This window comes from Chryseobacterium sp. LJ668, assembly GCF_019613955.1.
Lineage (GTDB): Bacteria > Bacteroidota > Bacteroidia > Flavobacteriales > Weeksellaceae > Chryseobacterium.
The window spans coordinates 394,832-419,275 of the sequence record NZ_CP080443.1 but is presented as its reverse complement, the minus strand read 5'-3'; the positions used below and the strand labels follow the sequence as shown (position 1 = coordinate 419,275).

The window sequence follows — 24,444 nt, the reverse complement described above, 5'->3', positions numbered from 1 at the left end:
CATAAATGAAGAAATATCTAAAACTACTTCGTGTAGAGCAGTGGGTCAAAAACCTGTTTGTCTTTGTACCTTTATTTTTTTCAGGTAATATTAGAAATATAGATTTACTGAGCAAAAGTATTTTTGCTTTCATTATATTTTCATTGGCTGCAAGTGTTGTATATATTCTCAATGATTACAACGATATTGAAGCAGACAGACAGCATCCGGAAAAAAGAAGAAGGCCATTGGCTAGTGGGGCCGTTTCAAAACCGCAAGCACTAAGTATTTTGTCAGCTTTAGTAATTATAGATATTGCATTAATATTTTTTGCACAGTTTTATTTTGATAAAATGCTCTGGAAGTTTGCCGCCATCATTGGGACTTATTTTGTAATGAATCTTGCATATACATTTAAGCTAAAACACGTTCCCATAATTGATATTTTTATTATCGCAACAGGATTTGTTCTAAGGGTACAGGCCGGAGGATATATCACAGGGATTTTTATTTCACAGTGGGCAACATTGCTGACTTTCGTTCTTGCACTGGTATTAGCGATTGGGAAGAGACGAGGTGAATTGATTAATGCACAGGTTTCGGGGAAAACAAGAAAAGCCCTGGATGGTTATAATGTACAGTTTGCAGATATTGCGCTTTCTATTTCGGTGACCTTGGCGATCATTTGTTATCTCATGTTTACCTTATCACCGGAAGTCCAGGCAAAATTTCACTCTAGGGTTTTTTATACTGTGATTTTTGTGGTATTTGCTTTTTTAAGATATTTACAGCAAACTCTGGTTTATAACAGGACAGAATCTCCTACTAAAATTGTTTACAGAGACCGATACATACAAATTACTTTAATATTTTGGGTTGCCGCATTTTTAATTCAAATTTATTTTAAAGAATGAAATCACGAAGACTGAAAACTACAAACAATATTGAAAATTTTGTGGTGATTGCATTTTACGTAATAAAAATAAATAATTACCGATGAAGCCAAATTTCACACAAAAAGTTACCAATTGGGGTAATTTTCCCATAGTAGAAAAAGAAATGAGGTCGGAAGACAGCTTCAAAAAAATTAAAGAATTTGTACTCAGTCATAATGAAGTTATCGCACGTGGTAACGGAAGATGTTACGGGGACGCTTCATTAGGAGAAAATATTTTTTCGTCAAAAAAACTAAATAAGTTCATCAGTTTCGATCGTATCAACGGAATTATCGAATGCGAATCCGGGGTTTTATTGTCAGAAGTTCTTGAGATCTCTGTACCACAGGGTTATTTTTTATATGTAACTCCTGGTACAAAATTTATTTCTATTGGAGGTGCCATTGCATCAGATGTGCACGGCAAAAATCATCATTCTGAAGGTTGTTTTTCAGAATATGTGACAGAATTTAAATTAATGACCGAAAACGGAGATGTTATCACCTGTTCACGTGAACACAATACAGATAAATTCTGGTCTACAATCGGCGGAATGGGACTTACGGGAATCATTCTCTCTGCAAAATTTAAACTTAAAAATATTGAGACCGCATACATTCGTCAGGAAAGCATAAAAGCAGATAATTTAGACGAAATATTCAGACTTTTTGAAGAAAGTGAAAGCTGGACCTACACTGTTGCCTGGATCGACTGTCTGCAGAAAGGACAAAATATAGGGAGAAGTATTCTGATGCGCGGCGAGCATGCCTTTCGCCATGAGTTAGCGGAGAATGAGGCTAAAAGTCCTTTGGTTTTAAAGAAAAAATTCTCACCAACGGTACCTTTCTATTTTCCGAATTTTGTTTTAAATGCTTTGACGGTAAAGCTTTTCAATTTTCTGTATTATAAAAAACAATCCAAAAAGGAAATAAAGAATTTTGTAGATTATGAAACATTCTTTTACCCCTTGGATTTCGTAAATGATTGGAATAAAATCTATGGCAAATCAGGATTTATTCAATATCAGATGGTCATCCCTAAAGAAACGGGAAAAGAGGGAATGAAAAGAATTCTTGAAACTATTGCCAACAGTGGAAATGGGTCTTTTCTGGCCGTTTTAAAACTGTTTGGAGAAAATAATACTGATGCATACAATTCCTTTCCTTTTGAAGGCTACACGTTAGCGCTTGATTTTAAAGTCAATTCAAAACTGAAGCAACTCGTTGATCAGCTCGATCATATAGTACAGGAATTTGGCGGAAGAATTTATCTTACTAAAGATAGCATGAGCAGATCTTCGCTGACCGATTATCTGAAAAACGTAAACAGCTCAAAATTTGTGTCATTACAGCACAAAAGAATTCTAAATAATAAGTAAATGATAGTTCTGGGAAGTACATCGGAGATTGCGCAGGCATTTGTAGAAAAAGCTTTGCAGGAAGGCGAAAGATTTGAAAGGATCTATCTTTTTACGTCGAATAAAGAAACTACGGAACGTTTTGCAAGACACATTGATGTAAAATTTTTGCAGCAGTCTGAAATTATTGAACTCGATTTGACAAAAGAAATTAATTATCAGAATTTTGATTCTGTCAATTCAAGTCTTTTGTTTTGTGCGACAGGATATTTGGGTGATGGTACAGAAGAGGGTTTATATGATAATAAGAATACCGAAAAAATCATAGATATCAATTACTCAAAATTGGTTCCTGTAATCAATTATTTTGCTCAGAAATTTGAAAGCAGAAGATCCGGAACAATCATCGGGCTATCATCGGTTGCCGGTGACAGAGGAAGACAAAGTAATTTCATTTACGGAAGTGCAAAAGCAGCTTTTACAGCTTATTTAAGTGGCTTGAGAAATTATCTTTTTGAAAAAAAAGTGCATGTTTTAACCGTAAAACCTGGATTTATGGCAACTAAAATGACGGAAGGTTTACCATTAAATCCGAAATTAACAGCTAATCCAAAGCAGGCTGCAGAATGTATTTACAAAGCATTCAAAAAGCAGAAGAATGTGACATACGTTTTACCGATTTGGGGCGTTATAATGATGATTATCAGAAATATTCCTGAATTTATATTTAAAAAATTAAAACTTTAGCATCAAGTGAAAAAATTATATTGTTTTGATTTTGACGGTACTATTACCTATAAAGATACCATGTTTATGTATCTTAAATTTTACAATCCTTCAAAATTTCGGGTGCAGTTTGTAAAACATATTCCGCTTTTTATTTTATTAAAATTAAAATTGGCACAAACTGAAAAAGTTAAGAAAAGTTTTATAGGTTCTATTTTAAAAGGCCAATTACAAACTAAAATTGAAGAAAAATCTAAGCAGTTTTTTGAAGAAAATTATCCTAAAATCGTTAGAGAAAACGCACTCGATTTTATCCAGAATATCGACAGAGAAAATACCGAGAGCCTTATTGTCACAGCTTCATTAGACATCTGGGCAAAACCTTTTGCAGACAAACTGCAGATGCATCTCGTTTCTACACAGGCAGAATTCAAAAACGGTGTTTTTACAGGAAATTTTGTCGGTAGAAATTGCAACGGCAAAGAAAAACTGGAAAGAATAAAAAAACAAATTTCAGACGCTAAATACGATAAAATCATTGCATTCGGAGATACTGCAGGGGACAGGCCAATGCTGAATTGGGCAAATGAAGGACATTATCAATTTTTTCACTAATTTTGGAAGATAAATATTGATTATGAATAAACTTCTTATGTTGATTGTAGCACTCATTATGAGTTGTACAAGCGCCGTGTCACAAAATTCAAAAGATATGCAGACAAAGGGAGAGATTCTTGCCTCAGAAACGCAGGGTGGAGCAGATCAGGCTGGTTATAAAATGATTAAAGATCAGACAGAACTGAAAAACATTATTACACAAAATTTTAAAAAATCAGGGATGCAACCCATAATGGAAATTCCTGTTTTTCCTAAAAATAAAAAAGTTGTTTTGTATAATTTAGGTACGTTTAATTCCGGAGATCATAAAATTTCAACCATTAAAAGTATTTCTGTAAAGGATAATGTTTTATATGTAGAAGTTCCGGAATATCAGTCCGGAGGTATGGAAATTCAGGTAATGTCAAACCCTTGGTTTATATTTTCTGTGCCGTCAGATTATCAGTTCACTTCAGTAGAATTAAAATATTCAAAATAAAATGAATAAAATATATTTAGATAATGCTGCTACAACGCCGCTTTCAGAAGAAGTTATCGATGCAATGGTAGAAACCATGAAGATGAATTTTGGAAATCCGTCATCAACACACAGTTTCGGGCAGGATGCCAAGATTTTAATCGAAAATGTAAGAAGGCAGGTAGCTGAGTATCTTCATGTAAGTCCGGCAGAAATTATTTTTACATCATGCGGAACTGAGTCTAATAATATGATCATCAAATCAAGTGTATCGCATTTGGGTGTTGAGAGAATCATCAGTTCGCCAATGGAGCACAAATGTGTTTCTGAAAGCATTTTGGATATGAAAAAAAGGAAAGGTGTGGAGGTTGCCTACATCCGTCCTAATGAAAGAGGAGATATCGATTTAGATAAACTTGAAGAATTATTGAAAGCTTCCGATAAAAAGACTTTGGTGAGTTTAATGCATGCTAATAATGAAATCGGGAATATTGCAGATATCAAGAAAATTGCTGAATTGTGCAAGGCAAACAGTGCTCTGTTTCACTCAGATACCGTACAGACAATGGCTCACATGAGTTTAGATTTTTCTGAAATTCCGGTGGATTTTGCTTCCTGCAGTGCACATAAATTTCATGGCCCAAAAGGTATAGGTTTTGCCTTTATCAGAAAGTCAAGCGGTTTAAAAGGAATTATCACCGGCGGACCTCAGGAAAGAAGCCTGAGAGCTGGTACGGAAAATGTGAGCGGTATCGCAGGTTTAGGCAAGGCTTTAGAGCTTTCACTTAAAAATATGGATGCCTATACCCAGCATATGCAGAATATTAAACAATATACCATTGACAGGCTTTCAGAAGAAATTCCGGGAATAAGGTTTAATGGGAGAAGTTCTGAGCGGGATAACAGTTTATATACAGTCGTGAGTCTTTTACTACCTTATAAAAACCCATTAATTGGTCTGCAGCTGGATATGAAAGGTATTGCAGTTTCACAGGGAAGTGCATGTTCATCCGGAGCTTCGAAGCCATCTATGGTCATGATGATGATATTGTCTGAGGACGAAATGGAAGATTGTACACCTTTGCGTGTTTCATTCAGCCACCTGACAACCAAAGGAGAGATTGATTCTTTTGTAGAAGCTTTAAAGGATATCTCTAAAGATCTGATCATAGAAAATACAAATGTTGAGCATAGATAAGCTATTCACTTAAAAGTGGTAATTTTGATCTCAGAAATTAAATAGATATTAATAATTAAAAATAAAAAAATGGCTTTAGAAATTACGGACAGCTCGTTCCAGGAATTGGTTTTAAAATCAGACAAACCAGTATTGGTAGACTTTTGGGCAGTATGGTGCGGACCTTGCAGAACTTTGGGACCAATCATCGAAGAAGTGGCGACAGATTTTGAAGGGAAGGCTGTGGTAGGAAAAGTAGATGTAGATAACAATCAGGAAATTTCTATGCAGTACGGAATCAGAAACATCCCTACAGTTCTTATTTTTAAGAATGGCGAGGTTGTAGATAAACTAGTAGGTGTTACTCCAAAAGAGATCATCGCTGAGAAATTGAGCGCACACTTATAAAAAAATCACTTTGATAATGAATGCTTTCTGTATCGGGAAGCATTTTTTTTATTAAAATACTTGCAGATTAGCTTAAAAGTTGTATTTTTGCAACCACAATAAACGAAGATACTTTTTTATTTGTTGTGAAGAGATCCGGTAGTTCAGCTGGTTAGAATGCCGCCCTGTCACGGCGGAGGTCGCGGGTTCGAGTCCCGTCCGGATCGCAGAAAGTTTTCTCAATTTACTTTAAAAAAATTGATCCGGTAGTTCAGCTGGTTAGAATGCCGCCCTGTCACGGCGGAGGTCGCGGGTTCGAGTCCCGTCCGGATCGCAGAAAGTTTTCTCAATTTACTTTAAAAAAATTGATCCGGTAGTTCAGCTGGTTAGAATGCCGCCCTGTCACGGCGGAGGTCGCGGGTTCGAGTCCCGTCCGGATCGCAACTGCGATATCAGTAGTTTAAAATGCTTTAAAACATATGTTTTAAAGCATTTTTTGTTTTATGGTTTTCAAATGCTGTAAAGTACCATCTGAAAGTTATCTCTCATTTTTTCGAATGTTATCTCTATTGAAGTGTAATAAATGCGGGTCAAAGAATGTTAGAACGTAACATGATAATAACAGGGCATGAATATTGGAAAGCTGTACATTTTGCAATGATTAACCGGGAAGAATTTCAATGAAAGATTGAAAAAAAGTCAATACAAAAATGTATTGACTTTATATTGAATTGATTAACTTTTTTATTTCTTCATTCCCGGAGGATAGCTAGCCATAATTTCGGCTACAATCTGAGGAATTTGTTTTTGTTTCGCCTGAGGCCTGTCAACAGAAATTCCGCTTCCGATACCTTGCCAAACCAGTTTATTGGTTTTAGAATCAATCATATCAACGATGATTGCGCCTTCATTATAGTTGCTAGACCAGGTTCTATTCATTCCGATACCCCATCCGAAGCCACCGCCCCATCCCCACATTCCGCCGGGATTAGACGTAGTGATGTCGGTTACTTTTTTATGATTGGCTTTAACGTTAATAATCAAATCAGGACTTTCACCAGACTGAAGACCTTTCATTTGTAATTGTTTAGACAGTTCATTAAGTACTCTGTCTTTATCAATATCATTCAATTTCAGATCGTCAATTCTTATTTTATACGTTTTATAAGAAGTGAAATTGGCAGTTTCAGCATAATCTGAACGTACTTTAAAGGGGCTGCAAGAAGATAAACCCAAAGTTGCCGCCAATAAAATAAAAATATATTTTTTGCTCATGATACTTATATTTAAATTAGGGAATTTGCGAACCATTAATTTCATTGTATTTATTTTTTTTATTGATTTTTATAAATGTATCTGTCTTTTTATCGTATCCGTAAGGGCAGTGTCTGCATCCGCTTTTGCAGCAATAGCCACGTCTTAGGTGGAATTTTTCTGTAAAAACTTTGTAGCCCTGCTCATTATAGTAAAAGTCTTCATGCTCTTTGATATCAAAATGCGCCATAAGTTAAATCAAAACTTTTATATTTGTTATCATGATAATTGTGTGCCAAAAGTTCCTCAAAAATACAAAAATAAACGGCATTACGCTTTATCCTTTTATTTTCATCAAAAATCCTGAAGATAAGAGAAATAGAGTGCTCATTAATCATGAAAAAATTCATTTGAGACAGCAATTAGAGCTTCTGATTATCTTCTTTTATATTGCTTACATTTTAGAATATTATTACCATTTCTTACAACTGAAAGATGGTCATAGAGCCTATCTCGCCATATCATTTGAAAGGGAAGCTTATGCTAATGAACAAGATTTAGATTATCTTAAAAAAAGAAATTTTTGGAGCTTCTGGAAATATTTAAGAAAGTAAAAATATTAGCAAAAAATTCTATTATAAAAAGTATTATTAAAATTCAAAAATGTTTTTAAAAATTCCTGAAGAATCAGCTTTAATCCAAGAAATTGATATCCATAAAAATGTGAAACTTTTTATGAAGAGGGAAGATCTTATTCATCCTCAGATTTCAGGGAACAAATATTGGAAGCTGTTTTTTACGGTCAATAATTATCTTGAATATAAGCCCGAAAACCCATTAATTATTACTTTCGGCGGTGCCTATTCAAATCATATTTCGGCTGTATCTGCAGTTGGACATTCAGCGGGCATTCCAACTCTTGGAATCATCAGAGGAGAAGAACTTGAGAAAAAATGGAAAGATAATCCCACATTAGCTTCTGCTAAAAGAAACGGTATGAACCTGAAATTTATTACGCGTGAAGAATATCGGCACAAAGAGAAACTCACCGTATTTTTGCAGCAGGAATTTCCTGATGCTCTTATTATTCCTGAAGGAGGTACAAATAAAAGCGCTGTTATGGGAATCAAAATGATGCTCAATACCCATACAAAAGATTTTGATTATCTTTGCACCGCAGTAGGTACTGGTGGTACAATTGCCGGGATCTCAGAATTTTGTGAAGAAAACCAGAAAGTGATAGGATTTAAAGTTGTTGAAGATGCCTCATTAGAACAAAAAATTTCAGAATTAACCTCTAAGAGAAATTTTTATCTAACCGATGCTGATTTAGGAGGATATGGTAAAATAAATGATGATAACATTCGTTTTATCAATGATTTTAAAACAAATTTTGAAATTCCTTTAGACCCTGTTTATACAGGAAAAATGATGCAGAAGGTTTTTGAAATGATTGATGCAGATTATTTTTCTGCAGGAAGTAAAATACTGTGTTTTCATACAGGAGGATTGCAGGGTGTAGAGGGAGCTAATTTGCTTCTGGAAAAACAAAATAGAGATTTAATTATATAAAATTAAAAACATGAAACAGTCATTTTGATTACAATTAAATAATCTGATGAATGTTCATTTAAAGTTCTAAAATAATAAAAACATGAAAAGACTTTTCTTACTTATAAGCCTTTTAGTTTTATCAAAATTCTCAGCTCAGACCTGGGCTACCGAAGATCAATATATTCAGAAATTTGCACAGTATGCAGTAGAAGAGATGGAAAAATACAAGATCCCGGCTTCAATTACGCTTGCACAGGGGCTTTTGGAAACAGGTGGCGGACAAAGCCGCTTAGCTCTTGAGGGTAAAAATCATTTCGGAATAAAATGCAAAGAAGACTGGACGGGCAAAACGATGAAGCATACCGACGACGCACCTAATGAATGTTTCCGAGTGTATGATGATCCCAAACAGTCGTACGAAGATCATTCTATTTTTTTGGCAACCAGAAAATACTACACCAATCTTTTTAATCTTGATATGAAAGACTATAAAGCCTGGGCTCACGGTCTGAAAAAAGCAGGATATGCAACAAATCCACGATATGCATCAATTCTTATTGGTAAAATTGAACGGTACAAATTATATGAATTTGATGAGGTAAATTCTGCAGAGGTTCTGTATGCCGTTCTGAAAAAATATCCTGATTTGAAAGATGACAGGACTTTTATGGCGCGCCTGGAGCCTGCAAAAAAAGAAAAAAAGGCTATGGTACCGGTAACTGTAAAAGTTCCTTATAAAGCTACTTCTTATGCACAACAGCAAAAAAGAGTGGAGCGCATTAAGACTAACGCTGAAATTCTCAACTCCATCATTATCAAAAGTCACCCTAATGGTGGTTTAAAATATGTCGTGATTCCTGCTGATACCAATGTTCAACTGATCGCCAATAAATTTAAAATCAGCGACAGCAAATTGATAAAATGGAATGATCTGCAGTCTGATATACTGAAGAAAGATGATATTTTATTTTTAGAATCAAAAAATTCTGAAGGGAATACTCCGACATACAAAGCCGAATCGGGTGAAAATATGCATGACATTGCTCAGAAATTCGGGGTAAAGCTTAGTAAGCTGTACGCTAAAAACAGAATGGATGAGGGACAGAAACCATCCGCCGGACAATTAATCTATCTGATCGAGAAAAAACCCAGAAACTAAATTGGTTATTGCTTTTTAGTTGATGGTTATTAGTTTATAGCTCATAAATATACTGTCAACCAAAAACCATCAACCGTCAACTATTTACAACAATGAAATATCAAAGAAGTTCAGCTCTATTTGAAGAAGCTTACAAATACATTCCGGGAGGTGTAAATTCACCTGTACGGGCATTTAAATCTGTTGGCGGAGTGCCTGTTTTTATGAAATCTGCTAACGGTGCCTATCTTACCGACGCGGATGACCATACCTACATTGACTATATCAATTCATGGGGTCCTGCGATTTTGGGACATACGCATCCGGAAGTTTTAGAAGCTTTAAAGATTCAGGCCGAGAAAGGCTTTTCTTTTGGTGCACCTACCGAACTGGAGACTGAAATCGCTAAATTCATTACAGAAAATGTTCCTAATATCGATCAAATAAGAATGGTTTCTTCCGGTACTGAAGCGTGTATGAGTGCGGTAAGATTGGCGAGAGGCTTTACGAGGAGAGATAAAATTGTAAAATTCGAGGGTTGCTATCATGGGCATTCAGATTCTTTCCTTATAAAAGCGGGTAGTGGTGCTGCCACGTTTGGAAACCCAAATTCTCCGGGAGTGACTGCAGGAACCGCGAAAGACACTTTGTTGGCAAGATATAACGATTTTGAGCAGGTTCAGGATCTTTTCAGACATAATCAGGGAGAAATTGCAGCTATAATTATCGAACCGGTAGCGGGAAATATGGGCTGCGTTTTACCGGAAAATAACTTCCTTCAGAATTTAAGGAAAATTTGTGACGAATACGGTACTCTATTGATTTTTGATGAGGTGATGACAGGTTTCAGATTAGCTTTTGGTGGTGCACAGGAACTGTACAACGTAAAAGCAGATTTGGTGACCTATGGAAAAGTAATCGGTGGTGGTTTGCCTGTCGGTGCTTTTGCCGGAAGAAACGAAATTATGGATCATCTGGCTCCAAAAGGCGCTGTTTATCAGGCAGGAACATTAAGCGGAAATCCTTTAGCAATGAGAGCTGGTTTAAAAACATTGCAGCTTATTAAAAATGATGAGAAATTCTTTACTAATCTTAGCAAAACTACAGAAACTTTAGATTTTGAAATTGGTAAAATTTTAAATGAAAAAGGAATTGCTCACAAAATCAACAGAAAAGGCTCGATGATGTCTGTATTTTTTCACATCAACAGGGTTTCTAATTTTGATGAAGCTCAGCAGGCCAATCATTCATTATTCAATAATTTTTTCCATCAGATGCTGACCAACGGAATTTATCTTCCACCGAGTGGCTATGAAACGTATTTCATCAGTGATGCGATTAAAGAAAAAGAAATTGATATGACTTTGGAAGCCGTAAGAAAATTTCAGTATTCTTAAATTAATTGAAGTAAAATATAAATAGGATGCAATGTAGAATTTCATCCTAATTTTTTTATGAAATAATAACAAAATCCCTCAGGAATATTCCTGAGGGATTCAAAATTAATATGAATAAACTAATTACTTAATTTTACAATGCAGAAAGAAGATTTACTCCATCTACCGTAGCCCATGCTCCTGCAGGTAAAGATACCTTAGTTACCGTAGCCGTATTAGGGAATGTTTTGCCACCATTTGTTTCAGTATAACCCCAAATTCCAATATTGTCAGAATTTACCTGGTTGATTGGTGTTACTAAAACTTTACTTGTAAGTACCTGGTTTGTATTGGTAAGATCATCCTGAATTAGGATAGGATAAGCATTTTTACCACCTGTATTTTTGTATCCACTAATGTAAACATTAGAGAAAATACCTGTACCCTGTCTCTTAAATTGGATTGCAGAAATTTCAACTGATCCTGCAACTTCAGGATTGGTGTTATTATCTCTGATAAGCGTAATGTTAGAGATTTTTGGAGGTGTATTCACTATATTTGCTGAAGCTTCGATTTCCATACCAAAGTTTCCGGTAACAGTCTGGAATGCAAACCAGTTGCTGTTATTTTGTCCACTCCAGGCATCCTGCCAGTCAAATGAATCGTCATAGTTACCGTAGGCTACCAAATTTTTTGCGCTTACTGTTCCTCCGAAAAATTCAAAACCGTCATCCGTACCCTTGTAAGCTACTAAATTTTCTAAAATCGTTCCGTCACCTACTGCGTAGAATGTAAAAGTATTTGTTTCTGAAGTACCGTCGCCAATTTTTTTACCTGCATATTCTACACGTATATACTGTAGAATCCCTGAGCTGAAGTTAGCATCAGAACCTCCATAAGTGATTGTATTTCCGTCTTCTGATATAGCAGTAGCATTTCCGTTTACGGCTTTGATAGGAGCTTTACCAAAAATGGTAATTCCTCCCCAACCTCCCGGAGTTTTGTTGGTCGTAGTAAAGACAATCGGCTCACTTGCAGATCCTGTAGCAATTAACTTACCACCTTGCAAGATTACTAAGCTTGTTGTAGTTGCAGTAGAAGCAATGAAATTTGCACCAGCTTCAATCGTCAATGTAGCACCGTCTGCTACTTTTACTACACCTTCTAAAGTATAGTTTCCTTTTTTTACAGTTAAGTTACCTGTAATTACGTTCGGTAATTTTGATCCGTCAGGCAGAATACCTGAAGTGGCTCCCGGAGCAGTCACAACACCACCATCCATACCGTCATTTACTTCTATAGTACAAGAAGAAACACTCAAAAGTAATGTTAGTGATAATAGAGTTAAAAGATTTGTTTTCATTTTATATTAAGATTTAATTAATTATTAATTTAGAAAGTATATCCTACTGTGAAGTTGAACGATACACCATTGAAATAGCTGTTATAAGCGTAATTGTTGTTAGTTTGTACAGGGTAGTAACTTTCGTCACCCAATTCTACACGATATTTACTGTCAAGAATGTTTTGAACTGCAAATTTCACATTCCAATTTTTTGTTAACTGATTTTGGTAAACAAAATCTAGAATGTGATAAGGTCTTTCGAAATAATTATCTGAACCTGCGCTTCCTACTGCATATATTTTGGACCCTGAAACATTGTATACTAATGATAATGTCTGGCTAAGATTATTAGAATTTTTATATTCATATTTCAAGTCTGCATTTACGGTGTACGGTGAAGCACCTTGAAGACCTCTTTTTCTAAGTTCTCCTTTGTAGTTATTTTCATCTGGTTTTTCAAGTTTTAACTGATCATCACTTCTCACAACATCTGAATACATAATAGTTGCATTGGCACCCAATGTGAACTTACTAAGAGCATCTGAAATTCTACCCAAACTAAGAATACCTTCCAATTCTACTCCTGCAAGAGTTGCTTTTTTGGCATTGAAAAATGTGATGTCCATACCACTTGCGTTACCCGTTGATACAAAAGAACGTTCAATAGCATTGTCTATTCTTTTAGCAAATAAGTTAACAGCAAACATTTCTTTATTAGATGGAAAGTACTCCCATTTCAAATCGATATTGTAGTTTTCGCTATTTTTGATATTTGCATTACCAATGATCGTGGTATTGTCAGGATTCACATATTGCAACGGCATCGTCTCAATAAGGATAGGACGCGTAATTGTTTTGCTCGCTGATAATCTCAAATTGCTTCTGTCATTTAAAGCTTTTTTGATCGATACAGAAGGTAGAAAATAATAGTTATTAGGTGTTAAGTTTTTAGTTTGAGAATCACCGAGAGGGTTGTAGCGGATTATTCTCATGTCATTTTCAATTCTTCCACCTACCAGAATATCCCATGTATCATTCGGCTTGTAATCAAAATTCAGGTAACCTGCATTTACAAACTGATAGATGTTTGACAAATAATTATATTTATCAGTACCTTCACTGTAAAAAAGACTTCCGTTAGAAATTGAATTATTTAAAGTACCTTGAGGCTGATCAATATTAATTGCTACTGAAGTACTTCCTGTACCAGGATTCCCGAAAATAAAACGGTAAGAATTTTGTCTTACATCAGCAAACCCATTGTAACCTACTGATAATTGTAAAGGATAATCTTTTCTTTCTCCTTTATCACCAATAAACACAGAGTATTCTCCGTAAGCTGAGCCGTAAAATCTGCCATCAACATCCAGATACTGTCTTATGAAACTATTTGCTCCGTAAGAAATTAATGCATTGTTGTAATCTGATGGTGCAGTAAGTTCAAAAATCTTTCTGTCTGGCTGACTGTAATTATTCATTACGTAGCTTGCTCCTGCTTTAAATAAATGCCTTTCAGAAATTTTTTGAGATGCAGTCAGCTGCAAATCTAGAAATCTGGAAATATCCTGCTGATTTGTTCTGAAAAAACGTATATCTTGAACGCTGAAATTTTTGTAACCTACAAAATCCTCAACAATATTCGATGAATTTTGAAGGTATATTGCATTCAAGTTTACATTTGTTCCCTTATTTTTGTAAGCTAATCCTAATAATGCTGAAGATTCAGTTTCATATTCATAACTTTTTTTATTTAATAAGTTACTCAACTGTATTACACCTCCGTTATCTCTGAATTGATTATTTTCACCATCTCGGTAAGAATATTTAGCAGACTGATTGAGAGAGAATAAAATACCGATATTTCCTGTTTCGCCAGCTTTCAGTTTTTGTGCGGTAGTAAAACCAATACTTGTATTAGGCATAGATTTTACATTATCAACATTCCAAGAATCTTTGAATGAGTTTAATGATTGCTCTTTCGTAAACTGATAACCATTAGGACGAGAATCTCTAATCTCACTTGGCAATCTTCTATCTTGGGAATTTAGTCCCAGATATCCCTTCAAGCCATCAGCGTTTTCTGCTACTTTAAAGTTATTTCTGAATGTGCTAAGAGTATTTACTCCCACACTAAACTCTACCTTAGAAAAAGCGCGGTCCATTGTTAGTGTTTCGATGTCGAAAGTTGCCCCCGCAAAATCTCCGTAAAGATTTGAGTTAAACGTTTTATAAATATTAAGCTTACCCACAACATCTGTCGGGAATTGCTTTAAAGCAACAATTTTTTGAAACGGGTTGTTTGATGGTGATCCCAATCCGTTAATTAAAAGGTAATTGTATCTTTCTTCAAGACCACGAACAAATAATCCTCTTCCGTCAACCGTTGTGATACCGGTTACCTTTGTAAGTCCTTGCTCAACATTCGAGATTCCTTTTCTTGAAATTTCTTCGGCACTGATCGCCTGTTTCTGAATGATTGCTCTTTTCTGCTCACCTAAGACTGCAGTTTCCGTCTTCTTATTAGTACTTCCCTGAATTACTACTCCTTCAATTCTCTTTTCTTTCTTTACTGTATCTTGCACTTTTTCTTGAGCGTAAAATACAGATCCGGATAAAAATAAGACTGCAATGCTGAGTTTATAAATTTTCATTATTTTACTTACTTTAGTTTGTAGATTCTTTCGGTGCAAAGAAATAAAACAAATGTGTTGCATATGGTTTAGTTAGTTTTAAATTTTTCTTAACTAAATATTACGAAATGACCAGAAATATTAAGTTTATGTGAATGAAAACTAATTATCAGTCATCTTGCTTAAATTTTGTTAACTTTGAAATGTAAAAATTGAAAATGAACCAAAAAAAGATTCTATTGATTGATGATGAACTGGATATTCTCGAAATTCTTTCATACAACTTAGAAAAAGAAGGCTACGATATTTATACTGCCACAAACGGAAACGAGGGTATAGAAAAAGCCAAAGAGATTATCCCGGATCTTATCTTATTAGATGTCATGATGCCGGAAAAAGACGGTATAGAAACTTGTCAGGAACTGCGTAAAGTAAAAGAACTTCAAAAAAGCCTTATCGTATTTCTTTCTGCAAGAAGTGAAGAGTTTTCTCAGTTGGCAGGTTTTCAGGCAGGTGCCAACGATTACATTGTAAAACTAATCAAACCAAAAATTCTTATTTCTAAAGTAAATGCATTATTACAGTTGACCTCTCAGGTTTCTGATAATGCAAAACTGATTGAAGTAGGTGATCTGATTATTGATAAAGATAATTTTAGAGTTTCAAAAAGCGGCCAGCAGTTTTTACTTCCCAAAAAAGAATTTGATCTTTTATATCTGTTAGCTTCAAATACCGAAAAAGTATTCAAAAGAGAAGAAATTTTAGAAAGAGTATGGGGAAATGATGTCATCGTAGGTGAAAGAACAATTGACGTACACATCAGAAGGCTGAGAGAAAAATTAGGAATCAATACCATCCAGACATTAAAAGGAATAGGATATAAACTGATTGTTTAATTCAAAAATCCTATCTTTACTTAACTTATAACCCCTTAAATTCTTGTAAAATTGAGGTTTTACAGACTTAGTTTCATATCATCATGTCTATTAACGATCGTGATGCTTGCTTTGGTCATCATTTTTGATGCACTGAACGAAAAATATTACCAAAACTCATTTTTTAAAATGGGTTTTGTCCTGTGTATTATTGCGATGTTTGTCATCAATTACATCGTGCTCGAACTTCTTTTTAGTTATTATGCTAAAAAGCAGGTAAGGAACATTTCTAAGATTTTACCGGAAGAGATTGTGTATGACAATCAGGAAAACATCACGCTGAAAGAATTGGGTGAAAGATTTTCAGATTTCAACCAGCAGAAGGTTACCGAGATGGAAGTGATGAAAAAAATGGAGAGTTACCGTAAAGAATACATCGGCAATGTTTCGCATGAGCTCAAAACTCCGCTTTTTTCCATTCAGGGATATGTAGAAACGCTAAGCGAGGGCGGTGTGGAAAATCTCAACATCAGAGACAAATATCTTGAAAGAATCGGAATTTCTGTGGAAAGGCTGATTGCCATCGTTAATGATCTGGATATGATTAACAGGCTGGAAGCAGGAGAAATAGATGTTACCGTTTCGAAATTTGATGTTAATATTCTAGTCAAAGAAATCTTCGACCTTCTAGATCTCGAAGCCGAGAAAAACAATACGGTTCTGCAGCTGCAGACTCTGCACAGCCAGATTTTCGTTGAAGCTGACAAGCAAAAAATATCACAGGTTTTTATTAATCTGATTTCAAATGCCATTCACTATGCCAACCGGCAGGAAGCGAAAGTAGTCGTAAAAACCAGCGTTCTTAGAAATAAGGTCCTCATCGAGGTCATCGACAACGGAATGGGAATTAAAGAAGAGCTTCTCCCAAGAATTTTTGAACGTTTTTACCGTGTAGAAACCAGCCGAAGCCGCAGACAGGGTGGTTCAGGTTTAGGACTTGCCATCGTAAAGCACATATTAGAAGCACATAACGAAAACATTACGGTCGAGAGTGTATATCTTGAGGGCACCAAATTCAGTTTCATGCTCGAAAAAAGCAAATAGAGCTGCAAAATGTAAGCAAAAAAAAATTCTAAAAATTCTATAAATATTCTTTTGTAAAATCTCATTTATTATATATTTGCAACAGAAATTGATCAATTAATTTAAGGCAAAAATAGAAATTGGAATAGCAGTATGGTTTACAAAATCCGTGTAATATTAGATACAAAAGAAGATATTTTCCGTGATGTCGAAATTAAAGGAAAACAAACGCTGTGGAACCTGCATTTAGGAATCAAAAGTGCTTTTAACCTTAGTGGTGATGAGCTCTCTACTTTTAACCTCCTGGAAGAAGATGGTACCATTGTGAAGAGTGTTCCTTTGGAAGATATGAGTGATGAGGGTGATGGCGAAATAATGTCAGACGTTTACATCGATGAAGCATTTGAAGCAACTGGTGACAAAGCTCAGTTCCAGTATGGTTTGCTAGATTTATGGGAGTTTTTCTGCGAGCTTGTAGAAGTGATAGAAGAAACAAAAGGTGTCAATTACCCGATCACAGTATACAGATTCGGGAATGCTCCATTAAAAGCTCCAAGCAAAAGCGGCCCTGGCTCAAAAAACAAAAAATCAGCAATGCCTTTGATGGATGACGATTTTGGATTTGAAGATGATTTTGTTGGAGGCAGCTTCGCAGATGAAGATGATGACAGTTTTGATGATGATGAAGATGACGATTATAATGATGATGTCTTCGATGATGAAGATGACAGCGACGAAGACAGAATCTAAAAATATAAACCCTGAACTTTCAAAGTTCAGGGTTTTTTTATTGAAAATCAATAATTATTAATTTAAAACTAAATACTAATTAACTATATTTAATAGACTTCACCGGAGAAATTTTGCTGATCAGATAACTTGGGATAATCAAAGCCAATCCTGAAATAAATAAAATTCCTGCCGATATTGAAAGAAAAGCAACAGGATTCAAATCTACAGGAACCGTGCTTACATAATAGTTTTCGGGGTTTAACTTAATAATTCCAAAGAACTTTTGGATCAACAGAAGACCAAGACCGATGGCATTGCCGTAAAGCAAACCGGGAACCATAATGATCAGCGTATAATTGATAAATGTAGCGCGGATTTGCGCGTTTGTAGCACCCAAAGTTTTCAATAAGCCGATAGAGTTCGTTCTTTCAATAATCAAAATGAGAAGAACCATGATAATATTGATGATCACCACGATCAGCATGATTGAAATAATCAGAGCAATATTCACATCAAAAATACTGATCCAGTCATTGATCTGAGGAAATTTATCAGTGGCTTTTTCGGCATAATTTTTATAACCGATTACCTTTTCCACTTCCGAAGAATCTTTATCGATATCATCTACGTTTTTAAAGAAAATATCGATTCCACCGATGTCTTCAGGCTTCATGTCAAGAATTTTTTTCACATGATTCATATCGCCGATCACAAACTGATCATCAATCATCTTGATATCGGTTTTGTAAATTCCGACCACCTGAAATTTTCTGTATATCTGCTTCTGATCTTCCTTTGCAAAGACCGTTACGATACTGTCGTTGAGTTTCAGATGAAGATCGCTGGCAATTTTTTCAGAAATGGTAACCCCGTTGTTGTAACCTTCTTCAGTAATTCGTGGCGTTTTTCCGACGATGAGAAATTTTTTAAATCTCAGGCTGTCAAAATCTTTTCCTACACCTTTGAAGATAATTCCGGCAAAACTGTGTTCGTTACGCATAATTCCCGTCACCGTTGCATATTTCTGTACACTTTCGACATCATCAAGCTCTTTCAGCTTTTTTAAATTTAATCCCTGATTATCAAGTATAGACGTATTGTATGAAGAGTTGGAACGGGTTGATTTTACAGTCATGTGTCCGCTGAAATCTGCCAGTCTCTCTTTGATGGCTTTTTTTGAGCCGAAACCAGTAGAAACGGTGATTAATGAAACAATAATTCCCAAAGCAACAGACAGCCTTCCGATGAAGATGATCACCCGTGAGAGGTTATTTTTGTTATCTTTGGAAAACGCTATTTTTCTAGAGAAATATAAAGGAAATTTCAAGCTTATGAATTTAGATTTCAAAATTAAAACTTTACTTCTTATTTGCCTAATTTTTTTAGGAGTATTCAACCCATATTCTTCTCAAATTCAGGATCAGGATTGTTTCAAGACCGGTGCAGACAGGCCTGAATTGTATTTGCCATTATTAAAAGGTAAAACCATCGGGATTGTAACCAACCAAACCGGTTTGATGAAAGATAAGACCCACATCGTTGATTTTCTCGCGAAAAACGGAATTAATATCAAAATAATTTTTGCCCCCGAACACGGATTCAGAGGTGATGCAGATGCTGGTGAAAAAGTGAAAAACGGAGTAGACGTGAAAACAGGAATTTCTATCATCTCGCTTTACGGAGCCAATAAAAAACCAAAACCGGAGCAATTGAAAGGTCTTGATATTGTTTTGTTTGATATTCAGGACGTTGGAGTACGGTTTTATACTTATATTTCTACTTTGACTTATTTAATGGAAGCCGGAGCGGAAAATAATGTTGAAATTCTGGTTTTAGACAGGCCAAATCCTCATGACGGATATATTGACGGACCGGTTTTAAAGAAAAAATGGGAAAGTTTTGTAGGAATGCACGAGGTCCCCGTCGTTTATGGCTTAACAATCGGTGAGTACGGGAAAATGGTGAATGGTGAAAAATGGCTGAAAGATGGAGTGCAGGCAAAATATACTTTGATTCCGATGCAGAAATATCATAAGAAACAACGGTATGCGATTTTAGATAAACCTTCTCCCAACTTACCCAACGACAAATCGATCAATCTTTACCCGAGTCTGTGTTTCTTTGAAGGAACGCAGGTTTCTGTAGGAAGAGGTACGGAAACTCCTTTCCAAATATATGGTTCACCCTGGACGAAAGATATGCCTTATCAGTTTACTCCGAAGCCCTATTTTGGAGCAAAAGATCCTTTTTTAAATGGTAAATTATGTTACGGTGAAAATCTTTCAAATTACTCCAAAGATCTAAGAGAATTGAATTTAGAATGGCTGATCAAAGCTTACAAAAATTATAAAAATCCTCAACAGGACTTTTTCCTTAAAAATCTTTTCTTTGATACTTTGGCGGGAAGTGATGAATTAAGAAGACAAATTGTTTCAGGAAAATCTCAAGCAGAAATCAAAGCCTCATGGAAATCTGATCTTGAAAAATTCTCAAAAATCCGAAGCAGATATGTGATTTATGAGGATTAAAGTTGTGAATTGTAAATCATCAATTTGGCTTTGCCAGTTAACCTTAGATTTATAAGTGTACGTGAATTTACAATTCAATTCATATCAGTCAAAATTCTGAGGCGGATTTTTATCATCTTTGCTTTTATTGAGAATAAAAAGTCCGATTGATAATCCGATGACTCCTGCAAAAGCAGTCATCAGCGCGCGTTCCAGTTTATCAGCCTCTCTATTTCCTACATAATTCATTAAGAAAAGAATTGCAAAAGTAATAACTGATATAATGATATGGTTTTTTCCTAGTAATTTCATATTATTTTAGTCTATAAGAGATCATTACACCGCCACGGTAAGGTATAATTTCACCACTTCTGTTGTAGCCATCTGCACTATCGTATCTTTCACCAGTTCCGCGGACATATCCTTTGTAGAAATCCTGTGAAGTTCCAACACCTGCAAAAATATCCATATTCCAGTTATCCGCAAGCCTGAATTGATAACCACCTTCTACTCCGATAAGAAAAGAAAATCCTTTCTGATAAAGCTGAGAATTGATATACGGAGTTGAAGCTCCTACCTGTGCATCTACGTACTGAGAATCATTCCAATAATTTGGCTTTTGTACGACGTAAGTCCCAAAGGAAAAGTTACCACCTACATGCCATCCTTTAAAAGCTTCTTTAAAATAGTAGCGCCCTTCAATAGTTCCCATATAAATCTGTGCTTCATGCCCTGCAAAAGATTTCCAGGGAGAGATCAAAACATCACCCTGCATAGTAAATTTAGTACTCAGCTGATACTCTAAACCCGCGTTTACAACCCCTATAGGAATAAGCAATGCATTACCTTTTACATAGATTTTTTTTGATTCGAGAGGGGTTATTATATTTTCCTGAGCATTGAAATGCAATGACAAAAATATACTTAAGGAAGCTGCAAAAAAAAATTTATTTTTCAAAGCGTATTTATTTGATGGTCCTTAATAATTCATTGGCTAAAGTGGCATCTTTTCCGGATTTTTCAGCAATGTTTTTTGATAATTCTGCAAAGTTTTTGGCTAAATCTTTATTTCCTAAGTTATAATAAATCTTGGCTAAGATATAGGTGTTTTCAGAAGTTTCACCTCGCATTACCGATTTCTCTGCCCATTCGGCAGCTTTTTTTAATGATGCCTGAGTTTTCACATAATCCGAAAATACCCATGCAGCTTTTAGCAATTCATTTGGCTCGAAAGCATCGGAGTTATTATAATAATCTAGAGCTGCTTTTTCATATTCCGGAAAGTTGGCATTTTGTTCGTAATATGCCAGTTTGGTTTGGTTTAGTTTAATTGCTGCAGCCTCTTTCCCGACTAATGGTTCTGCAGTTTTCAAAAAATAAGCATCATTGATTTTTTTAGCTTTTTCATCAATAGATTGTTGCACAACTTTAGCTAAAATCAATTGATTATTAAAATCATTATAATTTTCTTCAGGTAGATATTTTATAATTTCATCCTTTTTAGCAACAAATGTTTTGTAGTTAAAATCTTCTGTTGATTTTAAAAAATACAATAAAAATCCCACATCTTCCTTTGTAAACTCATCGGTCTTTTTTTTATTTTCAAAGTATCTTTCTGATGCCTTCTTTGCAAATTCAAAATCTGAAGATGAGTTCAGCTTCATGATATTGATAAGAAAATCGGATGATTTTTCTCCTTGTGCAAAACGTTCTTTCAATGATCCTTTTTTATTATTTGGAGAATTGATATCCTGTGCCATTGCCAGGAAAACATTTTCTTCCATGTAGCCGTAATTCTGTGAAATCAATTCACCATCGCCATTCAGGAATAAGTAAGTGGGATAGGAGCGTACACCAAATTTCTGTGCAATTTCTCGTCCTTCACCTTTTTCCATATCAATTCTTGCATTCACAAAATTTTTGTTGTAGAAATCTCCGACAGACTTTTGGGTGAACACATTTTTTTCCATCATTTTACAGGGACCGCACCATGAGGCGTATGCATCGATAAAAACCAGCTTGTTTTCTTTTTTTGCTTTTGCAACAAGATCTTTGAAAGGGACATCCTGAAATAGAATTTCGTCCTGAGCAAAACTGAATATAGTGATAAAAATAAATAATCCGGAGATAATCTTTTTCATTCTGTTTAAAATTTAATAAGCGAAGATACTTAATTTTGATTGATAAGAATTGTTAAAAATATCTAAAAGTACACGAGTAATAGCGGCAGATGCGAATTTTATTAAATTATCCAGTTTGATTTAAGAAATTAGAAGAGCATTATGAGAGTATAAAAATTTATTTGGCTTTCATCTTTCCGTTTTTAAATCTTTCACTGGCAGACTGATAGTACGCAATGGTTTCAGAAATCAGATCATTATCTTTAAAATTGACTTCAGATAAAGACTGCTCGGTTCCGGAAACGGTAAACTGTTTTACTCTTGCGCGATCATCAATCTGAGTAAATAGATTGTTTTGCAACAACCCTAAAGTACGATAATTACCGATGAAAGCACGCTCTTCTCCAATTTTTGTCTGGTTGATGTCTTTTCCATATAAACTGGTGTTGTAATTCCATCCGAGATAACCGAATAAAGTTGGCATCAGATCAATTTGTGAAGTCAGACGATTTATTTTTTCAGGATTTTGCTTGGGAAGACTATAAATAATTGCAGGAATATGATGTTTTGCAATATTGATTTCCCATTTTCCGGCGCTGCTTGCACAGTGGTCTGCAACGATAACAAAAACGGTATTTGTAAACCAAGGCTTTGCTTTTGCACTTTGAATAAATTTTCCTAAAGCATAATCGGTATATTTTACTGCGGCATTTCTGTCACCTTGTGGAAGATCAATTTTTCCGTTAGGGAAGGTGAAAGGTTTATGATTGGATGTCGTCATTACGAATTGGAAAAATGGCTTCTTTTCATTGAAGCTTTTATCTGCGTATTTCACAGATTGCCTATAAAGATCTTCATCGCATATTCCCCAGGCATTTTCAAAACTTACTTCATTGTCTTTGATCGCAAATCGTTTGGTTTTAATTTCGTCAGATAATGGGTTTCCCCTGTTTCTGTCTACGATATCAAATCCCTGTCCACCAAAAAAATTATTCATATTATCAAAATAACCATCCCCACCATAAATAAAATATGGCTGATAATTTTTGGCTTTTACGATTGTCGAAACCGAAAACAAATTCTGGTTATCTGGTCTTCTTACGATACTGTTTCCTGGAGTAGGAGGTACAGACAACGTCAAAGCTTCCATCCCGCGCACAGTTCTGGTTCCTGTGGCGTAAAGATTGGTAAAGAAAATACTTTCTTCAGACAACTGATCATAATTGGGAGTAAGATGATCTTTATTTCCGAACGCTTTTAAAAAATCTGCACTGAAACTTTCAATTGCAATGACAATGATATTTGGTTTGCGTTCATGCTGTCCGATTGTTGATCTTGAAATATCATCATAACGTTTTGATGTAAATTTTTGATTTGCCTGTAAAAGGTGATCTTTCAGAACGGTATACACCTCTTTTTCCGGAAGTTTGGGATAAAAAGTTTCATAATCTAATTCGTTTGATTCATAGGCTGATAAAAAAGAAAAGGCTCCGTTTTTCCCCAATTCATTGATGACCAAATTATTGCTGAAGTCAGCCTGTTTGTTTTTCATTATTGATCCTAAAACGACTGTAAAAACCACAACAGGAATTCCGTATAATAATCTTGAGCGGAATGAAATTTTATCTGAAAAGGTATTTCTGAAGATATTCAGTTTTTTGAAACAAAAGAAGGTTGATACAACCAATCCTACCAAAACGGCTGCAATTATAGGTAAGGGATACGTTTGGTGAATGTTTTCTACAACTTCATAGGTATAGATCAGGTAATCGACGGCAATAAAATTAAACCGTACTTCAAACTCTTCCCAAAAGGGAATTTCCGCCAAAAGACTGAAATAGATAACGATAAAAATAACTGTTAAATAGAAATAAGTAAAAGATGTATCCATTAAAGAACCGATCCATCGTTTTGGGAATATCGAAAGATAAATGGCATATAACAGCAAAAGAAAATGAACAACAGTAAGATCAAAGAAAAATCCTGTAAAAAATGCTCTCAAAATATAGAACGGGCTAAAGTCTACATCTTTTGCCGACCCTAATAGAAAACCCAACCGTATTAGAAATGATAAAACGAGATATAATCCCAAAACACTGAATAATGCTGAAAATCTGCTGTTAAAAATTTTTTGAAATAGTTTTGAGATTGTTTTTGAATTCATTATTTACTCTTTTAAAGAGCAAATCAACAA

At 35.1% G+C, this 24,444-nt stretch carries 24 protein-coding genes and 3 tRNA genes; 18 read left to right on the top strand and 9 right to left on the bottom strand.

All coding sequences use genetic code 11. The features are described 5' to 3' along the window. The first annotated feature begins 5 nt into the window (after nt 1–5). From K0U91_RS02050 to K0U91_RS02005, 10 genes are all read left to right on the top strand, one after another. Nucleotides 6–893 (top strand): decaprenyl-phosphate phosphoribosyltransferase, encoded by an 888-nt coding sequence (locus K0U91_RS02050; protein ID WP_220180224.1) that lies wholly within the window; start codon nt 6–8, stop codon nt 891–893. 82 nt (nt 894–975) lie between these two features. After that, a complete protein-coding gene (locus K0U91_RS02045; protein ID WP_220180223.1) occupies nt 976–2,292 on the top strand; it encodes an FAD-binding oxidoreductase in 1,317 nt (438 codons plus the stop codon). Continuing rightward, nucleotides 2,293–3,018, top strand: a complete 726-nt coding sequence (locus K0U91_RS02040; protein ID WP_220180222.1) for an SDR family NAD(P)-dependent oxidoreductase — start codon at nt 2,293–2,295, stop codon at nt 3,016–3,018. It abuts the gene before it with no gap. A gap of 6 nt (nt 3,019–3,024) precedes the next feature. Continuing rightward, complete coding sequence (locus K0U91_RS02035) at nt 3,025–3,612, top strand: HAD family hydrolase (RefSeq protein ID WP_220180221.1); 588 nt, start codon at nt 3,025–3,027, stop codon at nt 3,610–3,612. A gap of 22 nt (nt 3,613–3,634) precedes the next feature. Then, nucleotides 3,635–4,093, top strand: a complete 459-nt coding sequence (locus K0U91_RS02030; protein WP_220180220.1) for a hypothetical protein — start codon at nt 3,635–3,637, stop codon at nt 4,091–4,093. A gap of 1 nt (nt 4,094) precedes the next feature. Next, nucleotides 4,095–5,270, top strand: a complete 1,176-nt coding sequence (locus tag K0U91_RS02025; RefSeq protein ID WP_220180219.1) for a cysteine desulfurase family protein — start codon at nt 4,095–4,097, stop codon at nt 5,268–5,270. Nucleotides 5,271–5,339: 69 nt separating this feature from the next. Beyond that, entirely contained in the window at nt 5,340–5,657 is a 318-nt protein-coding gene (gene trxA / locus K0U91_RS02020; RefSeq protein WP_219971147.1) for a thioredoxin, read from the top strand. Between the two features lie 132 nt (nt 5,658–5,789). Then, nucleotides 5,790–5,863: transfer RNA gene (locus K0U91_RS02015), tRNA-Asp, on the top strand. A 33-nt stretch (nt 5,864–5,896) separates the two neighbouring features. Then, a tRNA-Asp gene (locus tag K0U91_RS02010) sits at nt 5,897–5,970 on the top strand. Between the two features lie 33 nt (nt 5,971–6,003). Next, a tRNA-Asp gene (locus K0U91_RS02005) sits at nt 6,004–6,077 on the top strand. Nucleotides 6,078–6,380: 303 nt separating this feature from the next. On the opposite strand, the gene K0U91_RS02000 is transcribed toward K0U91_RS02005, so the two are convergent. Continuing rightward, nucleotides 6,381–6,911 carry a DUF4136 domain-containing protein gene (locus tag K0U91_RS02000; protein ID WP_219971146.1) on the bottom strand — a complete coding sequence of 177 codons (531 nt, stop codon included), beginning with the start codon at nt 6,909–6,911 and terminating at the stop codon, nt 6,381–6,383. 16 nt (nt 6,912–6,927) lie between these two features. Continuing rightward, nucleotides 6,928–7,140 carry a DUF5522 domain-containing protein gene (locus K0U91_RS01995; RefSeq protein WP_220180218.1) on the bottom strand — a complete coding sequence of 71 codons (213 nt, stop codon included), beginning with the start codon at nt 7,138–7,140 and terminating at the stop codon, nt 6,928–6,930. 31 nt (nt 7,141–7,171) lie between these two features. On the opposite strand from K0U91_RS01995, the gene K0U91_RS01990 reads away from it, so the two are divergent. From K0U91_RS01990 to hemL, 4 genes are all read left to right on the top strand, one after another. Further along, nucleotides 7,172–7,504 carry a hypothetical protein gene (locus K0U91_RS01990; RefSeq protein WP_220180217.1) on the top strand — a complete coding sequence of 111 codons (333 nt, stop codon included), beginning with the start codon at nt 7,172–7,174 and terminating at the stop codon, nt 7,502–7,504. Between the two features lie 49 nt (nt 7,505–7,553). Then, nucleotides 7,554–8,462, top strand: coding sequence for a 1-aminocyclopropane-1-carboxylate deaminase/D-cysteine desulfhydrase (locus K0U91_RS01985; protein ID WP_220180216.1), 909 nt, complete (start codon nt 7,554–7,556; stop codon nt 8,460–8,462). An 82-nt stretch (nt 8,463–8,544) separates the two neighbouring features. Beyond that, complete coding sequence (locus K0U91_RS01980; protein ID WP_220180215.1) at nt 8,545–9,603, top strand: glucosaminidase domain-containing protein; 1,059 nt, start codon at nt 8,545–8,547, stop codon at nt 9,601–9,603. 92 nt (nt 9,604–9,695) lie between these two features. Then, complete coding sequence (gene hemL, locus K0U91_RS01975; protein ID WP_220180214.1) at nt 9,696–10,979, top strand: glutamate-1-semialdehyde 2,1-aminomutase; 1,284 nt, start codon at nt 9,696–9,698, stop codon at nt 10,977–10,979. Nucleotides 10,980–11,112: 133 nt separating this feature from the next. Here the strand turns inward: hemL and K0U91_RS01970 are convergent, their stop codons facing one another. Next, on the bottom strand, nt 11,113–12,321 hold the full coding sequence (locus K0U91_RS01970) for a hypothetical protein (RefSeq protein ID WP_220180213.1): 1,209 nt from the start codon (nt 12,319–12,321) through the stop codon (nt 11,113–11,115). Between the two features lie 29 nt (nt 12,322–12,350). Beyond that, a complete protein-coding gene (locus K0U91_RS01965) occupies nt 12,351–14,954 on the bottom strand; it encodes a TonB-dependent receptor plug domain-containing protein (protein WP_220180212.1) in 2,604 nt (867 codons plus the stop codon). A gap of 197 nt (nt 14,955–15,151) precedes the next feature. Here K0U91_RS01965 and K0U91_RS01960 point away from each other — a divergent pair, with 197 nt between their 5' ends. From K0U91_RS01960 to K0U91_RS01950, 3 genes are all read left to right on the top strand, one after another. After that, nucleotides 15,152–15,829 carry a response regulator gene (locus tag K0U91_RS01960; protein ID WP_219971136.1) on the top strand — a complete coding sequence of 226 codons (678 nt, stop codon included), beginning with the start codon at nt 15,152–15,154 and terminating at the stop codon, nt 15,827–15,829. A 51-nt stretch (nt 15,830–15,880) separates the two neighbouring features. Beyond that, nucleotides 15,881–16,912 (top strand): sensor histidine kinase, encoded by a 1,032-nt coding sequence (locus tag K0U91_RS01955; RefSeq protein WP_220180211.1) that lies wholly within the window; start codon nt 15,881–15,883, stop codon nt 16,910–16,912. A 132-nt stretch (nt 16,913–17,044) separates the two neighbouring features. After that, on the top strand, nt 17,045–17,641 hold the full coding sequence (locus K0U91_RS01950) for an IS1096 element passenger TnpR family protein (protein WP_219971134.1): 597 nt from the start codon (nt 17,045–17,047) through the stop codon (nt 17,639–17,641). A gap of 79 nt (nt 17,642–17,720) precedes the next feature. On the opposite strand, the gene K0U91_RS01945 is transcribed toward K0U91_RS01950, so the two are convergent. Further along, the gene (locus K0U91_RS01945) at nt 17,721–18,950 is read right to left on the bottom strand and encodes an ABC transporter permease (RefSeq protein ID WP_219971133.1); all 1,230 of its coding nucleotides are present in this window, start codon (nt 18,948–18,950) and stop codon (nt 17,721–17,723) included. 4 nt (nt 18,951–18,954) lie between these two features. On the opposite strand from K0U91_RS01945, the gene K0U91_RS01940 reads away from it, so the two are divergent. Then, nucleotides 18,955–20,151, top strand: coding sequence for an exo-beta-N-acetylmuramidase NamZ family protein (locus tag K0U91_RS01940; protein WP_220180210.1), 1,197 nt, complete (start codon nt 18,955–18,957; stop codon nt 20,149–20,151). Between the two features lie 84 nt (nt 20,152–20,235). Here K0U91_RS01940 and K0U91_RS01935 read toward each other — a convergent pair whose 3' ends face one another. The 4 genes from K0U91_RS01935 to K0U91_RS01920 form a co-directional block, all read right to left on the bottom strand. Beyond that, on the bottom strand, nt 20,236–20,442 hold the full coding sequence (locus K0U91_RS01935; protein ID WP_220180209.1) for a hypothetical protein: 207 nt from the start codon (nt 20,440–20,442) through the stop codon (nt 20,236–20,238). 1 nt (nt 20,443) lies between these two features. Then, the gene (locus K0U91_RS01930; RefSeq protein WP_258561891.1) at nt 20,444–21,088 is read right to left on the bottom strand and encodes a DUF3575 domain-containing protein; all 645 of its coding nucleotides are present in this window, start codon (nt 21,086–21,088) and stop codon (nt 20,444–20,446) included. A 7-nt stretch (nt 21,089–21,095) separates the two neighbouring features. Then, a complete protein-coding gene (locus K0U91_RS01925) occupies nt 21,096–22,271 on the bottom strand; it encodes a thioredoxin family protein (RefSeq protein WP_220180208.1) in 1,176 nt (391 codons plus the stop codon). A gap of 157 nt (nt 22,272–22,428) precedes the next feature. Continuing rightward, nucleotides 22,429–24,414: an LTA synthase family protein gene (locus K0U91_RS01920; protein ID WP_220180207.1), complete on the bottom strand. Its 1,986-nt coding sequence runs from the start codon at nt 24,412–24,414 to the stop codon at nt 22,429–22,431. Nucleotides 24,415–24,444 lie beyond the last annotated feature (30 nt).

Coding starts and splice junctions, on each gene's coding strand:
- K0U91_RS02050 (WP_220180224.1), top strand. CDS start 6: ATGAAGAAATATCTAAAACTACTTCGTGTAGAGCAGTGGGTCAAAAAC.
- K0U91_RS02045 (WP_220180223.1), top strand. CDS start 976: ATGAAGCCAAATTTCACACAAAAAGTTACCAATTGGGGTAATTTTCCC.
- K0U91_RS02040 (WP_220180222.1), top strand. CDS start 2,293: ATGATAGTTCTGGGAAGTACATCGGAGATTGCGCAGGCATTTGTAGAA.
- K0U91_RS02030 (WP_220180220.1), top strand. CDS start 3,635: ATGAATAAACTTCTTATGTTGATTGTAGCACTCATTATGAGTTGTACA.
- K0U91_RS02025 (WP_220180219.1), top strand. CDS start 4,095: ATGAATAAAATATATTTAGATAATGCTGCTACAACGCCGCTTTCAGAA.
- trxA (WP_219971147.1), top strand. CDS start 5,340: ATGGCTTTAGAAATTACGGACAGCTCGTTCCAGGAATTGGTTTTAAAA.
- K0U91_RS02000 (WP_219971146.1), bottom strand. CDS start 6,911: ATGAGCAAAAAATATATTTTTATTTTATTGGCGGCAACTTTGGGTTTA.
- K0U91_RS01995 (WP_220180218.1), bottom strand. CDS start 7,140: ATGGCGCATTTTGATATCAAAGAGCATGAAGACTTTTACTATAATGAG.
- K0U91_RS01990 (WP_220180217.1), top strand. CDS start 7,172: ATGATAATTGTGTGCCAAAAGTTCCTCAAAAATACAAAAATAAACGGC.
- K0U91_RS01985 (WP_220180216.1), top strand. CDS start 7,554: ATGTTTTTAAAAATTCCTGAAGAATCAGCTTTAATCCAAGAAATTGAT.
- K0U91_RS01980 (WP_220180215.1), top strand. CDS start 8,545: ATGAAAAGACTTTTCTTACTTATAAGCCTTTTAGTTTTATCAAAATTC.
- hemL (WP_220180214.1), top strand. CDS start 9,696: ATGAAATATCAAAGAAGTTCAGCTCTATTTGAAGAAGCTTACAAATAC.
- K0U91_RS01970 (WP_220180213.1), bottom strand. CDS start 12,321: ATGAAAACAAATCTTTTAACTCTATTATCACTAACATTACTTTTGAGT.
- K0U91_RS01965 (WP_220180212.1), bottom strand. CDS start 14,954: ATGAAAATTTATAAACTCAGCATTGCAGTCTTATTTTTATCCGGATCT.
- K0U91_RS01960 (WP_219971136.1), top strand. CDS start 15,152: ATGAACCAAAAAAAGATTCTATTGATTGATGATGAACTGGATATTCTC.
- K0U91_RS01950 (WP_219971134.1), top strand. CDS start 17,045: ATGGTTTACAAAATCCGTGTAATATTAGATACAAAAGAAGATATTTTC.
- K0U91_RS01940 (WP_220180210.1), top strand. CDS start 18,955: ATGAATTTAGATTTCAAAATTAAAACTTTACTTCTTATTTGCCTAATT.
- K0U91_RS01935 (WP_220180209.1), bottom strand. CDS start 20,442: ATGAAATTACTAGGAAAAAACCATATCATTATATCAGTTATTACTTTT.
- K0U91_RS01925 (WP_220180208.1), bottom strand. CDS start 22,271: ATGAAAAAGATTATCTCCGGATTATTTATTTTTATCACTATATTCAGT.
- K0U91_RS01920 (WP_220180207.1), bottom strand. CDS start 24,414: ATGAATTCAAAAACAATCTCAAAACTATTTCAAAAAATTTTTAACAGC.